Below are 13909 nucleotides of genomic sequence, written 5' to 3' on the forward strand. Positions count from 1 at the left end.
CGCCACCTCACGGAGGTGGCTCATGGAGCGCTGGAAGCCGGCTGTGGAGCAGAGCGCACGGGAGCAGCGCCTGCTGAAGCTGGCGGGGAAGAGCAGGAAGCTCTTTGTCTTCCTGCGCGAGCATCGGCACGAGTTGTTCGACGAAGCCTTTCAGGACGAGCTCGAAGCGATGTACCGACAGACGGGCCAGGGACAAGAGCCGCAGCCGCCCGCGATGATGTGCATGGCGCTGCTGGTGCAGGCCTACACACAGGCCTCGGATGCTGAAGCCGTGTGCCTGTCGGGCACTGACAGCCGGTGGCGGATGGTGTTGGACCGACTCGGCGCGGAAGAGGACGAGCCAGCCTTCTCCCAGGGCGGGCTGCAGCAATTCAGGGAGCGCCTCATCGCGACCGAGATGGACCGCCGACTGTTGGAGCGCACCGTCGAGGTGGCGAAGCGGGCGAAGGGCTTCGACCCGAAGAAGACGCCGAAGACGCTGCGAGTGGGGGTCGACAGCCGCCCTCTGGAAGGGGCCGGGCGGGTTGAGGACACCATCAACCTTCTCGGCCACGCAGGCCGCAAGGTGGCCGAGAGCATGGCGCTCGCGCTCGGCACCGACGTCGAGGAGGTGTGTCAGCAGGCCGATGCGCCGTTGCTGATGGCCAGCAGCATCAAGGCCGGCCTCGACACCGACTGGAGCGCGCCCGACGCGAAGGTCGACGCACTCAATCGACTCTGCCGACAGCTCGACCGCCTCATGGCCTGGGTGGCGAAGCAGTCGAAGTCGTGCGTCGCGGCTCCGCTGACTCGCTACATCGAAGCGCTCGCGCAGGTGCGCGAACAGGACCTCGAGCCGCGCCCCGAGGGCGGCGTGCAGATTCGACAAGGCGTGGCGGCCGACAGGCGCATCTCCATCGAAGACCCGGACATGCGTCACGGGCGCAAGAGCAAACGCTTCAATGGCTACAAGCAGCACGTCGGCACCGACCTCGACACCGAGCTGGTGGTGGCCTGCGCCGTGACGCCGGCCAACCGACCCGAAGAGGAGGCGACGGGCGCACTGCAGGAAGACATGGCCCACCAGGAGCTCTTCCCCGACGTCCTCCTCATCGACAGGGCGTACCTCAACAGCTCAATGACCGAAGACGTGCTGGAGAGCGGCGGCGACGTCGTCTGCCGGCCGTGGCGAGGAGCCAGCGCGAAGGCCGGACTCTTCGGCAAGCGCGACTTCAAAGTGAACATCCGCGACGGCACAATCCAATGCCCTGCTGGCGAGGTGGAGCCCTTCGAGCCCGGCGCCGTCGTGCAATTTGACCCGGAAGCCTGCGGGCCGTGCGAGCTGCGCTCAAGTTGTACCCAGGCCGCATCCGGCAAGGGTCGCAGCGTCACGATGGGCGACGACGAGCGGCTTCAGAAGCGCCTTCGCTCACGTCTGCAGTCGCGCGCGGGCCGCGCAGAACTCCGGGAACGTGTCGGCGTCGAGCATCGCCTGGCACATCTCGCCAACCGCCAGGGCCCGAAGGCTCGTTACCGAGGCACGCGCCGCAACCTCTTTGACCTCAGGCGACTCGCGGTTGTCCAAAACCTTGAGGTCGCCGCGCGCTACCAGCGCGCGGCGTGACCTAACCTGTTCGGCGCTCTAGTTCCGTCGTAGCTCGAAGGTGGAGGTGACGAAGCCAGCGTCGGTCTGGACGTAGGACAGGTTCGCCCCGTTCTTCGTGACGAAGAAGTCGAAGTGCGAAGTGCCCCCGAGGTTGTCGGTGAGCGTCGCGGTGCCGCTACAGTCGGGCGCGAGGGTGTAGGTGCCAGAGTAGACGATGCGCGTTATCACACCATCGGTACTGACGGTCGCCGAACCGGTAAAGGTCCCGTCCCCGTTGAAGAGATCATGACCGGCCTGGGCGAAGGGGACCCGATCAGACCCGCTCACGATGTACCCATCGTTCGCATAGATGTAGCTGCCCGTCAGGATGCTCGGCTTGCATTGGGAATTCGTCGAAGTCTCCGCCGGGAGAGTCTCGCCAAATGCCTCGTGCGCAAGGCCCAGGAGACCGGCCGTGAGGACACTTCCCACAACGTACCATTGGAATCGCTTCATGCTCCCCTCCATTATTTCGGGCCATCACGGCCTGATTGCCCACTGCAGGACGGAGAGTGGCACGGCCCGGGTTTTCTCAAATCGGACCAGGGTAGGTCTCGCCCGTGCAGTAATGGATTGCCGAGTACTGGCCCCTCCCCGGCCATTGGCACACATCGGCCGTATCGTGGGAGCTCCTTCAAGACATCTCGGGTGCCCACGGAACCGCGGTCGTGCTCAAGCACGTCTCGGGGTAGCCGCGGACGAAGGACATCCCCACGCTCCCGTCTTCGCTCCACCCCTGAATCAGTCAAGCAACCCCTTGTCCAAGATGCAGCGTCCCCTTGTCTGAGGGGTAGGCGCTACAACTTCTGGGCAAGGGCCCTTCAATGACAGGAAAGGTATACCCCTCCAGACCCTCATCCTCATCTGCCTCTGCCCATGAACGAGCCAGGCCGAAAAACGGAAGTGTCTGGTTCACCCCCAAAGTCCATCGACGATGCGATCGCGCGCGGGCGGGCGGCGATCTTGCGCACGCAGAAGGCGAACGGCGCGTGGGACGGTGCGTGCGAGCTCGGCCCGTCGTGCACGGCGCAGGCGTTGATCGCGCTCGCCTACATGCAGCAGCTCTCCTCGGAAGACGCCGCCGAAGGAGCACGCTGGCTGAAGAACCAACAACGCAAGGACGGCTCCTTCGGCGGGTGGCCGTACGCGACGCGCGGCGATCTCGGCGCCACCGCCTGCGCATGGGCCGCGCTGCAGCTCTCGAGCGGTCCAAAAGCGCAGGCCGCCGCCGCGCAGGCCCGCACGTACATCGACGCGCACGGCGGCTTCGATGCGGTGGTGGAGCTCGCGAGCTCGGGCGACGTGTCCGCATTCTACCTGGCGATGGCCGACCGCCTCGATGCGAAGCGTCTGCCTCAGCCCCCGCTCGTGTGGGTGCTCTCGCGGCACACCGTCGACTTCGCCTTCAGCAAGCTCACCTACAGCGTGGTTCTCGGCGCGATGAGCATGGCGATCCTGTCGCGGCGGCTCCGTGGCGAGTGGGACGTGCTCACGCGCCTCTCCTGTCCGCGCGCGTCCTCGATCATCAAGACCTTTCAGAACGACAACGGCAGCTTCAACGGCGTGACGATCTTCACCGCGCTCTTCGGCGCCACCTTGCACGCGACCGGTCGCTCCGAGGATCGGGACGGGGCCGCGCGCGCCGCGGCGTTCCTCCTGAGCCGCCGCATCCGCGACGCGAGCGGCATGCACTTCGATATCTTCCCGAGCGATGTCTGGACCACCGCCTATCACGCGCGCGTGCTGACCGAGGCCGGGGTGCCGCGTGATGCGCCGGAGCTCCAGCGCGCGGTCGAGTACCTCTTGGCGACGCAGGCGCGTGTGCCGCAACCGCGGTGGAACAACCGCAAGTCCGGCGCGGTGCGCACCGGTGGCTGGGCGTTCGAAGACGGCAACCCGATCATGCCGGATCCGGACGACACCGCGGTGGTGCTCTCCGCGCTCGGTCGCATCGTCGAGGGTCTTCCACCGGCGCTCGTCGCAAGAGTGCGCACCGCGATCGCCGACGGCCGGCGGTGGATGCTGGACATGCAGAACCCGGACGGCGGATGGGGCAGCTTCGCGTGGGGGCTTCCGAGCAAGGCGCCGGGCCCGGCGATGCAGCAGCCGTTCTCGCTTCCGCCGATCACGAAGCCGCGCGAGCTCATCGACGCCTTCCTGCATCCACCGGTGGTGCTCGGCGACCCTTCGACCGAAATTCTCAGCGCGCGCGTGCTCGATGCGCTGCTGTCGACGGGCGACGCGCCGAGCGCGCCAGCCGTGCAGAAGGCCATCGGCTTTCTGCGCGAGCAGCAGTGCGACTTCGGGCCGTGGTGGGGCCGCTGGGCGGTGAACTTCCTCGCCGGCTCGTCGTACGTGCTCTCGGCGCTGACGAAGGCAGGCCACCAGCCGAGCGATGCGTTCTTGAAGCGCGCGATAGATTGGACGCTCGCGCACCAGAACGAGGACGGCGGCTTTGGTGAGAGCGTGCTCAGCTACGCCGATCCGAAGCTCGCTGGCATTGGCCCGAGCACCGCGCCGTTGACCGGGCTCGTGCTGCTCGGATTGATCGACGCGGGCTTGCGCGACTCCGCGGCGGTGCAGAAGGCGATCTCCTACTTGCTCGCGCGGCAACGGCCCGATGGCACCTGGCCGAATGGCACCTACCTGGCCACCGCGCTCCCGCCGAACGCGTTCTATGCTTACGCGCCCGCAGCGAACTACCTGCCGCTCCAAGCGCTCGCTCACTACGCGCACCTGGACGACGCGCTGGCGCATTCGGTGAGGCCGTCGCGCTGGACCGACGCCGTGCTCGATCCGATGCGGCAGAAGACCGATCCGCTCGCCGACGAGTTGGTCGCGGAGATCTACGCCGCCGACGCCGAACGCTCGGTCACGAATCTCCTCGCGCAGCTCTTCCGCAACGACGCGCCGATCCCCGAGGGCATGTCGCCGGAGCTCCGCGATTACTTCGAGAGCACCGCGGCGCTGCCATCGTGGGCGGACGCGAAGAAGATCGCCAAGGCGCAGCAGCTCTTCGCCAACCATCCCGTGCAGATCACGATGGGCCTCTTCTGCTCCTCGCTCCCGCAGGCCTATGCGGCGGCGGACGGCGCAGCGGTGTTGATGCAGACGCAGGCGATGCAGCGCAACACCCGGCAGCGGGTCTTCGAGACGGCGCAGTTCGTCTTCGACGTGGTCGACGAAGGCGCGTTCTCGCCGGCCGGCAAAGGCATCCGCGCGGCGCAGCGAGTGCGGCTCATGCATGCGGCGATCCGACACTTGATCCTCAGCCGCAAGGACGTGCCGTGGAACTCCGCGGTGCGCGGCAAGCCGATCAACCAAGAAGACATGGCCGGCACGCTGATGACGTTCTCGGCGCTGACCTTCGACGCGCTTCGCCGCTACGGGATTGACGCGAGCGACGCGGACGGGGAAGCGTGGATCCACGCCTGGACCGTGGTCGGCCACTTCATGGGCATCGATCCGTCACTGATGCCCACGTCGCTCGCGGATGCCAAGGCACTCATGGAGGCGATCCGCGACCGGCAGTGGGCGCCATCACCCGAGGGCCGCGCGCTCACCGAAGCGTTGCTCGAGATGATGAACCAGTTCTTCGCCTTCGATCTCACCGCGCTCAGAGGCATCATGCCCACGCAGATCCGCTTCCTCGCCGGCGATCACTGCGCGAACCTGCTCAACGTGCCGCAGAGCAACCTGACCGACCTTCTCGAGCTGTCGACAGATCTGATGCGCGAGCTGGACGTGACGAACCACGACGCGACGGTGGCGAAGCTCCTCGGCAAATTCGCGGACGACGCCATGAAGCGCATCGTGCTCGCCGAGCGGGAGGGGAAGCAGGCCTCGTTCCGGCTGCCGTCGTCGCTGAAACAGTCGGTGGTACCGGGGACCTGAGCGACGGCGCGGCCCCCCGTGATTTCACGCGCCAGCGTCCGCGCGGACAAACGGGGGGCTCACCTCATGCGTCGATGCCGCGCGCGGCCCTCCGCCGGCGCACCGTCCACCCCAGCGCCAGCAGCACCCACAGCGGACCTGTGACACCGGTGGCCCCCGTGGAGCAGCCACCGCCGGAGTCGTCGTCCGCGGTGTTGCCCACGGCGGTGACGTTCGTGGGCCCTTCGGTGATGGACAGCAGGCCCGGCGCCAGGTCCTGGAGCAGCGAGGTGCCCACGACGGTGCCGTCGGTGCGCCACAGCTCCCCCCGACCTCCGGAGCGAGGAGACGACCGTCAGAAACCGGCCGCCGCGCTGACCTGCTCCGGTGTGCCCTCCAGCGCGCCGCAGTCCACGGGGAGCAGCAGGTAGGCGCGGTTGCTCGACTTCAGCCGCGTCGGGAGATCCTTGACGGTGAGCCAGGTGGTGCTGGGCAGCTCGAAGGGTGTCCCGCCCGCGTAGCGCTCCTTCAGCACGGGAGGCTGCTGCTCGGCAGAGCCCTTCTGCTCATACAGGGTCTTCGAGACATCGAAGCGTGCGAAGCATTGCTGGTCATTGACTGGCAGCACCATCTCCTTGAAGCCGTTGCTCAGGGAGACCTGGTGCTTGAAGTTCTGGCCCGAGACCGTGTCCTTGATGTCCACCAGGTGCGCGCCCTGCGGCACCTCGAAGGTGAGATGGTCCTCGGTGGTATTCGTGGGCGCCAGGAGCTGGCCATCCACGCTCACCTCGAGACTGGAGCCCTCCGGCGCGACCAGATGGAGACTGGGCTTCCCGAAGAAGTGTTTGGCTCCGGCGTAGACGCTGCCCACTGCAATGGCTCCCCCCACAAGAATGAGACGGATATTCGTGGCCATGATTCCCCCCCCAACGCCTCCGGAGCGAGGCGGATGAGCGCAGCATCCCATAAACGACGTGCGACAGGAAAGGCAAGCTCCGCCTGACGCTGCTGGAGCTGCTCGGCGCGGCGGGAGGCGAGTTGGAGGCCGGGGACGTCGACGCGTAGCTGCTGGCGGTGAGTGAGCGCGGTGCTTGCGCTCACCCCGGACGGCCCGCTCAGGCCGCGATGCTCACGCGAGGCTCAAGGTGTTTGCTCGGCGAGCACCTCACTGTCCCGGACCCAGGTGCCACGAACCGAGACATAGGTCGTTCGCCTCCCACATCCCTTGACGCCGACCTTCGAACCCTCCGTGCCGAGGCCGTCGTTTCGATTGAGAACGATCGTCTCGACCTTCTCTTCAGGACAGCCGAGGTCGAATGACGCCGTCTTGAGGCCATCCCTCTGCCAACGGCCTTCGACGGTGACGCACCCGGCAAACACAAACAACGCGGCAACGGCAATGATTCTCGACATCGGACACATTTCCTTTCTTCGAACAGGCTCACTGGATGGATTGAAGAAGCGCTCGAGCCACTCCGTCATGGAGCCCCATCCCCCAAAGACGTAGTTATCACACGCCCGGCGTCCAGGTAACCCGGTTGCAGTTGATCGCCATGGCCGTACTGCGAGCCGGCGCTGCGTTCCTGCTCGAAGAGCGGGTCACCCTGATGCTTCGCCACCCGCGGCGGCGGTGAAGCACGCGCGTTCCCCGGTGGCTCTCCGGGCTCCCCACGTCAGTCCGGTGTGGATGGCCGTCGTCCACCTGCCGGATGGCGTTGGAGCCCGACTACCTCGCGAGTAGTCTCCTCGTACGCGGTGCGGACCGCCTCACGAGGTAACTCATGGAGTCTGAAGTCCTCAATCCGGCAAGCCTTCCCCCCGGGACGCGAATCGGCCCGTGGCGTCTGCTGGAGCAGCGTGGCCGGGGCACCTACGGCGTCGTCTACCGCGCCGTGCACTCCGAGCCACACGCCTCGGACGCCGTGGCCCTCAAGCTGGCCATGCACCGAAAGGATGCGCGCTTCGCGCGTGAGGCCGAGCTGCTCTTCCGCATCCGCCACCCCGCCGTCCCCCGCCTGCTGGACCAGGGCCTCTGGCAGCCCCGCGAGGGAGTCGCCTATGCATGGCTCGTCATGGACTGGGTCGAGGGCGTGCCCCTTTATGACTGGGCCGTGGCCCAGCGCCCGTCGTCACGGAAGGTGCTTCAGCTTCTGGCCCGGCTCGCCCGAGCCCTGGAGGCCACGCATTCGGCAGGAGGCGTCCACCGCGATGTGAAGGGCGAAAACGTGCTCGTCGGGCGCGAAGACGGCCAGCCCTTCCTCATGGACTTCGGCGCCGGCCACCACCTGGGAGCCGCTACGCTGACGTCGCACCTCTTTCCTCCCGGTACCCCGTCCTACCGCGCGCCCGAGGCGTGGCACTTCGTGCTTGGCGCCCCAAAGCCCCCGGATGTCGCCTATCCCCCGGGGCCCGCGGATGACCTCTTCGCCCTGGGCGTCACGGCCTATCGGCTCGTCACCGGGAAGTACCCACCCTCACCGCACCCGAGGGGTGAAGAGGTCTGTCTTTGGAAGCCCGAGGAGCTGGAGCACTGGACGGCGCGAGTCAGAAACCCCCGCTGCACTCCGGAATTGAGCGCGCTGGTGTCTCGGATGCTCTCACTCCAGCCCGAGGCGCGAGGAAGCGCGTGGGAGGTGGCCGAAGCGCTGGAGCAGGCGGCACGCAGCGCGGGACGTGAGGCGGATGTGCCTCTCTTCACCGGAGAAGAGCCGCGGCCCGCGGGACTCTTTCCCCTCCCCCAGCGCGTCAAGGTACGGCCTCCTCCTCGCCCCAGCAGATGGCCCTGGTTCGCGGCCGCCGGCCTCGGAGGCGCACTGGCACTGAGCGCCGGAGGGCTGTCGAGCGTGAGTCGCTCCGAGGAGCCCGCAACGCCTCAACTCGCGGAACAGGAAGAGTCGAGGGATGGCGGTACCGTGGCCGTCGGGGACACCGCGCTGACGGCGCGGGTGGCGCCCGAGCGAGCTGCCTCCGTGTGGCAACCCATCGCGGTAGACCAGCCACCGAAACCCTTCCCAGGGCAGCGGCGCCCGGATGGCAACGGCCGCTGTCCCAGCAAGGTGCAGGTCGCCATCAACGGCGGTTGTTGGACGAAGCTGCCCGTGGACCTGAAGGACTGTGATGAATGGGACGGCGTTGAATACAAGGGCGCGTGCTACCAACCCGCCATGACTCGGCAACGCCCTGCCACCTCGGGCCCCGCGGAGCGAGACGGCGGTCCATAGCCATTCGCTCCAGAGCCCGACTCGTGCGCACGGGGCGAAGAGGAGGCATGGCTGTCCTCCCAGGAGGAGATGGCAGAGGGTCACGTGCCGATGGGGGCGTGTTTCCAGACGGCAGAGCCGACTCGCACTGGAAGGGCCCGGAGGATTTCGCGCAAGGCTTCGAGCTCGCTCGTGACGCGCTTGCACACATAGGCCTGCAGTGACGCGGGAACCGACGGGGTTTCTCCCCAAAGGAGGGCGATGATGGCGAAGTGGTCGCCTTTCCTCCGCTTGCAGTCGACCGCATGGGCGATTTCCTGGCCAATATACCCCTCGTCGGTGAACTCGGGAGTTACGAAGAACACCGCCGCGCAAGAGGACTCGATGCCCTCGATGATTGATGGGCTGAGCTCTGCACCCGCGGGCATCGCGTCGTCGTCCAGCCATGCAGCAAAGCCCAGTTCATCGAGCGCCGTCTTGAATTGTCGCACATGGGGTTTGTTGACGCTCTTGTGACTCAAGAAGATGCGTGGAGGTTGGGCATTCATGTTCAGCTTTGCTTCGAGTCCTGCCAGGTAGTCGTCATTGGACTGGGCGAAGTGGTGACCGCTCTTCGCATAATTGGCGGTGCTCTCCTTCAGGGCCAGACGGGCTTCCTTCCACAGCCTGGCGGCCTGCTGCCGGTCTGCATTGAAGAGGTGGTCGCCCTGGGCATCGAGCAGGGCTGCCTGGACGTACTGAAAGAATGCCTTGCAGGGGTCACAGTCGTGAGCATCCAGCGCGCGGTGGGCCTTTTCGGCGATGGTTTGCGCTTCCGTGGCATCGGGAAGCAGCCCGTCCTTGAAGAGGGACGTCCATTCCCGCGCCCACTCAATCTGGGTATTGACCCGCCGATGGTCCACATTGCGGGCGACACGAACTGCCTCCGTGTAGAGGCTCCGGGCCTGTTCGATGTGAGGCTGTCGCTGTTCGGGCGGTGCGTTCCTGGCATTTGCGAGTTGGAGCTGGGCCCGAATCGCAGCGAACCTGGAGCGGAGCTCGATGAGCTGATTCGATTCGAGCTCTTCAGGTGAACAGCTACCGAGCGCCAGTTCGATGGGCCGTTGGAGGGCTCTCGCGCCTTCCAGGTCCTTTCGCTCCAGAAGGGCCGACATCCAGTTACAACTGAGGACGACCTCGGCGCGTCGATTGCCCAGGCGTTGCGCGAGCTCGATTGCCGTCTTCCGGTGCGCGTCATTCTGCGCATGCGTAAACCGGGGATTGTTGAACGTCAGACGGGCAACTTCGTTGGCTGCCTGGAGTGCGACGAAATCCAGGGGGACGTCCGCGTCCCGAAGTCGCATGTACCGCTCGATGGCTGCATCGGTGGAGATGCTCCTTCGTGAGAGCTCGAGCTGAATGCGGACATACTCCGCCGCTCGCACCCCACCCTCAACTTCGAGTCGTGGAAGGCGGGCCTCGACGAGCGCATGACGCTCGGCGTTGTCATAGGGCGTCGCTTCCGCGAGGAGGCTCAGCAGTTCGCCCTGGAGGCCGCCGGTCCGCGGCTCCCGGGTGGGCTTCTCGTCCATGGATGGCTCCCTACGTCCATCCTACGCCGCCGCCGCACGCCGAGCAGGACGCAGAGCCCCCTCGGTGCGATGGGGCCCCTTCTCCTTTCCGAGCCCCGCCTCCCCCTGCCCGTGGCGCTCGCCTGCTCGTGGGGCTTGATCCGCGCTCCACTCTCCGATATTGAAATTGATAGTGAGTATCAAAATCATCTTCGCTCGAATCATCGAGTAGGACGGAGGAACGAGACGTGGCGCGAGAACTGGGACCGAGGGGAAGGATGTGCCGGCGGCTGGGCATTCCGCTGTCGCGAATCAGCGGGAAGGACCCGGACAAGGACCCGGTGCTGAGGAGGCCCTATCCCCCGGGGCAGCACGGCGCCACCGCGCGCATGGGCAACAGCGACTTCTCGCGGCGTCTTCGGGAGAAGCAGAAGCTGAAGCTGTACTACGGGCTGTTGGAGAAGCAGTGCCGGCGCGCGTTCCAGGAGGCGCGCCGCTCGCCGGGCAACACGGGCACGGTGCTGCTGCAGTTGCTGGAGAGCCGGCTGGACTCGCTGGTGCTGCGCGCGGGGCTGGCCACGAGCATCCGCCAGGCGCGGCAGTTCGTGCGCCATGGCTACCTCCAGGTCGATGGCACCCGCACGGACATCCCCAGCTTCTCCGTGAGGCCGGGCAGCGAGGTGCGCTTCCATGCCTCGCACCTGAAGCTCACCGTCGTGCGTGAGTCCTACGAGCGCATGAAGGGCCGCACCGTGCCTCCCTATGTCCAGGTGCTCGGAGAGGGCGAGGGCATGAAGTACGTGCGCCTGCCGGAGCGCGAGGAAATCCCCGTCGACGTGAACGAGCCGTTCATCGTCGAGTTCTACGCGCAGCGTGGCTAGCGTATCGGGGATGTCCAGACGAGGCCGACCCCATCGCCAGACGTCCCCCGGTCGTCAGGAATTGCCTCCGGAGACAGACCTGCCGCACTACAAGGGGCTCCTCCTCCTGTTCGCGAGCCTCTGTATCGGCCCGTCAGTCTTTGGCTACGTCCTGGATGCGATGGACTCCAGCGGCGTGGGGCTCGACCTCCGGCACAGAGCGCTGCTCGTGGGGAGCCTGGTTCTCGCGGGCTGGGGGCTCGCCCGTCTGCGGGATTCGCTCCGGAAACGCGAGCTCGCGCGGAAGCACCTGCGCGAGCCCTGGCTCTGGGATCGTGACTGGCGGCTCGAGACCGAAGCCGCCGCCTATCGAACGCACGCATTGCTGGGGGCGTGCCTGCTGTTCGTTCCCGCCGCGCTCGTCGCCGTGAGCTTCATGGCCGCGGGGGTCGCGTCGGCTTTCGACACGCGCCGAGGGGGCACGAGGTTCCTGTTCCTGGCCTTCGCGCTCGGCGCCGGCGGGGTCGCCCTGCACTGGCTCTGGAAGACCCTCGGCAAGCCGACCCTGCGGCGCTGGAGGGGCCGGCGTCATTTCGGCGTGGTGCGTCTGAGGCTCCCCCAGGTCCCCCTGGTCCTGGGCACGACCGAGCGGCTCGAGGTCGTCTTTCCCCGAGACGTGTCCGAGATGTCCGCCATGTCGGTCACCCTCGAGCGCATCCGCGCGAAGACGAAGACCCGGGGTAGCGGCAAGAACGCGAGGGCCGTCACGCGGAGAACCCTCGAGTACGACCACACCCGGCGGCTCGACGTGCGACGCCTGGGACCCGAACATCCCCTGGAGCTTGTCCTCTCCCTCCCCGCCCACGGCGCGGAGGCGTCCACCTGGAAGCAGGGCAAGACCGAGGTCTATTGGGAGCTGCACCTCGAGGGAGCATCCCTCGGGAACGAGCTGGACCTCCGGTTTCCCCTGCCGGTGTATCTCGTGCCGGAGGGCGAAGAGCCTGTCGAGGAACCGCGGGTGTTCTCCCAGGTGCGCTGAGACGCGGAGCGCCCGCTCGATTTCGAACCCGCGCCGCCCAGAAGAGGTGCGCGTCACGCCCGCAAGTGCTTTTCCGGTTAAACTAGGAAATCACACTCGTGGAAAGGATTGGCGCATGCACCTCTCGCGACGCGACCTGCTGAAGCTCGGAGCCCTGGGAGCCATGACTGGCAGCGGCTCCTCCCTCCTCGGTACAGGACTGGCGCATGCAGCCGAGGCGCCGCCACCCGTGGGCACGCTCAACGAGCTCAAGTACCGGCTCGCGGTGCCGGAAATCTTCGAGGCGCTGCCCACCGCGCCCTCGCACTCCCAGGCGCTCGTCATTGGCACGGGCTTCGGCGCGGCCGTGGCGGCACTGCGGCTCGGACAGGCGGGAGTGCAGGTCACCATGCTGGAGCGTGGCTCGCGCTGGCCGCGTGATTCGTGGCGGCAGATCTTCTCCTCCGATTCGCTGCTCGACGGGCGGGCCCTGTGGTTCAGGACGAACTTCACGGGACCCGACGGCATCACCCGGCTGCTCGACTCCTTCGGTGGAGTGCTCGACGTCACCGACTACGAGCACATCAAGGTCTGGCGCGGAGCCGCCGTCGGCGGTGGCTCGGTCGTCTTCACCGGAGCCATGGTGCAGCCCGAGCAGCGCTTCTTCGACCAGGTCTTCCAGGGCGTCGTGAGCTACGAGGAGATGGACCAGCGCTACTACCCGCTCGCGCGCCAGATGCTCGCCGTCTCGCCCATGCCGCAGGACGTGTACCAGAGCGCGCCCTTCGGGCACTCCCGCGTCTGGGACGACCACGTCACCCAGGCGGGCTACACGCCACAGCGTATCGACTCCATCTTCCAGTGGGACATCGTCCGGCGCGAGCTGACGCTGGGAGCGCGCGCCTCCGCCATCATCGGAGAGAGCAACTTCGGCAACGCGAACGGCGCCAAGTACGACCTCGGGCAGAACTATCTCCCCCAGGCCGAGGCCACCGGCAAGGTGAGCATCCACCCCGGCCACAAGGTGACAGCCATTGGCCGCGAGCCGGACGGCCGCTACTGGGTGCAGGTCGACGTCGTCGCACCGAACGGCACCGTCCTCCGCAAGCGCACCCTGACGGCCGACAGCCTCTTCCTGGGCGCGGGCTCCATCGGCACCAGTGAGCTGCTCGTCGCGGCCCGCGCCACCGGCGCACTGCCGAACCTGAACGAGCACATCGGCGCCGGCTGGGGCACCAACGGGGACGCGGCCGTGGCGCGCGCGTTCTCCGGCCTCCAGGGCTTCAACCAGGGCGCGCCGTGCGCCTCGCGCATCATCGACGAGGGCGGCATGCCGGTGACGTTCGAGAGCTGGTACGTGCCCCACCTGCCCGCCAATCCGGGGTTCATCGCCACGCTCGGCATGGCCCTCGACTCCCACCGCGCGAGCTTCCGCTACGACAGCAACCGCCGGAAGGTCGTGCTCGACTGGCCGAGCGATGGCAATGACGACGTCGTGGCCGCGCTCCGCGTCGTCAACAACCGCATCGCCGACGCCACCTGCACCCAGGTCGGCGTCCCGCTCATCGCCCCTGACGTCAACGCCACCTTCACGGCCCACCCGCTCGGCGGCGCGGTGCTCGGCAAGGCCACGGACCTCTACGGGCGCGTGAAGGGCTATGACCGCCTCTACGTCGTCGATGGCGCGGCGATTCCCGGCAGCACCGCCACCGTGAACCCGTCGCTGACCATCACCGCGCTGGCGGAGCGCTCCATCGCCGAAATCATCCGCGCCGGAGGCTAGC

Annotated in this window: 11 protein-coding genes; 6 read left to right on the forward strand and 5 right to left on the reverse strand. The window is 67.1% G+C overall.

Annotation, left to right across the window (positions count from 1 at the left end; all coding sequences use genetic code 11):
• Nucleotides 1-22: 22 nt before the first annotated feature.
• Nucleotides 23-1603 carry an IS1182 family transposase gene (locus ACVTJA_RS35765; protein WP_465826479.1) on the forward strand — a complete coding sequence of 527 codons (1581 nt, stop codon included), beginning with the start codon at nt 23-25 and terminating at the stop codon, nt 1601-1603.
• Nucleotides 1604-1621: 18 nt separating this feature from the next.
• Here ACVTJA_RS35765 and ACVTJA_RS35770 read toward each other — a convergent pair whose 3' ends face one another.
• Nucleotides 1622-2080 (reverse strand): hypothetical protein, encoded by a 459-nt coding sequence (locus ACVTJA_RS35770; RefSeq protein ID WP_465826492.1) that lies wholly within the window; start codon nt 2078-2080, stop codon nt 1622-1624.
• A gap of 507 nt (nt 2081-2587) precedes the next feature.
• Between ACVTJA_RS35770 and ACVTJA_RS35775 the strand changes: the two genes are divergently transcribed.
• Nucleotides 2588-5518, forward strand: a complete 2931-nt coding sequence (locus tag ACVTJA_RS35775; RefSeq protein ID WP_465826495.1) for an oxygenase MpaB family protein — start codon at nt 2588-2590, stop codon at nt 5516-5518.
• 64 nt (nt 5519-5582) lie between these two features.
• Here ACVTJA_RS35775 and ACVTJA_RS35780 read toward each other — a convergent pair whose 3' ends face one another.
• The 3 genes from ACVTJA_RS35780 to ACVTJA_RS35790 all read right to left on the reverse strand — a co-directional run bounded on the left by ACVTJA_RS35780 (nt 5583) and on the right by ACVTJA_RS35790 (nt 6979).
• Nucleotides 5583-5795 carry an MYXO-CTERM sorting domain-containing protein gene (locus ACVTJA_RS35780; protein WP_465826499.1) on the reverse strand — a complete coding sequence of 71 codons (213 nt, stop codon included), beginning with the start codon at nt 5793-5795 and terminating at the stop codon, nt 5583-5585.
• A 57-nt stretch (nt 5796-5852) separates the two neighbouring features.
• Nucleotides 5853-6368, reverse strand: a complete 516-nt coding sequence (locus ACVTJA_RS35785) for a hypothetical protein (protein ID WP_465826501.1) — start codon at nt 6366-6368, stop codon at nt 5853-5855.
• A 269-nt stretch (nt 6369-6637) separates the two neighbouring features.
• On the reverse strand, nt 6638-6979 hold the full coding sequence (locus ACVTJA_RS35790; RefSeq protein WP_465826505.1) for a hypothetical protein: 342 nt from the start codon (nt 6977-6979) through the stop codon (nt 6638-6640).
• Between the two features lie 299 nt (nt 6980-7278).
• Between ACVTJA_RS35790 and ACVTJA_RS35795 the strand changes: the two genes are divergently transcribed.
• Nucleotides 7279-8718, forward strand: a complete 1440-nt coding sequence (locus tag ACVTJA_RS35795; protein WP_465826507.1) for a serine/threonine-protein kinase — start codon at nt 7279-7281, stop codon at nt 8716-8718.
• An 80-nt stretch (nt 8719-8798) separates the two neighbouring features.
• On the opposite strand, the gene ACVTJA_RS35800 is transcribed toward ACVTJA_RS35795, so the two are convergent.
• Entirely contained in the window at nt 8799-10268 is a 1470-nt protein-coding gene (locus ACVTJA_RS35800; RefSeq protein WP_465826509.1) for a toll/interleukin-1 receptor domain-containing protein, read from the reverse strand.
• A 227-nt stretch (nt 10269-10495) separates the two neighbouring features.
• On the opposite strand from ACVTJA_RS35800, the gene rpsD reads away from it, so the two are divergent.
• The 3 genes from rpsD (at nt 10496) to ACVTJA_RS35815 (ending at nt 13908) form a co-directional block, all read left to right on the forward strand.
• Complete coding sequence (rpsD, locus tag ACVTJA_RS35805; protein WP_465826511.1) at nt 10496-11128, forward strand: 30S ribosomal protein S4; 633 nt, start codon at nt 10496-10498, stop codon at nt 11126-11128.
• A 160-nt stretch (nt 11129-11288) separates the two neighbouring features.
• The gene (locus ACVTJA_RS35810; protein ID WP_465826514.1) at nt 11289-12146 is read left to right on the forward strand and encodes a hypothetical protein; all 858 of its coding nucleotides are present in this window, start codon (nt 11289-11291) and stop codon (nt 12144-12146) included.
• Between the two features lie 115 nt (nt 12147-12261).
• Nucleotides 12262-13908: a GMC oxidoreductase gene (locus ACVTJA_RS35815; protein WP_465826516.1), complete on the forward strand. Its 1647-nt coding sequence runs from the start codon at nt 12262-12264 to the stop codon at nt 13906-13908.
• The last annotated feature ends 1 nt before the right edge of the window (nt 13909 follow it).

Source organism: Pyxidicoccus sp. M6 (assembly GCF_055568925.1).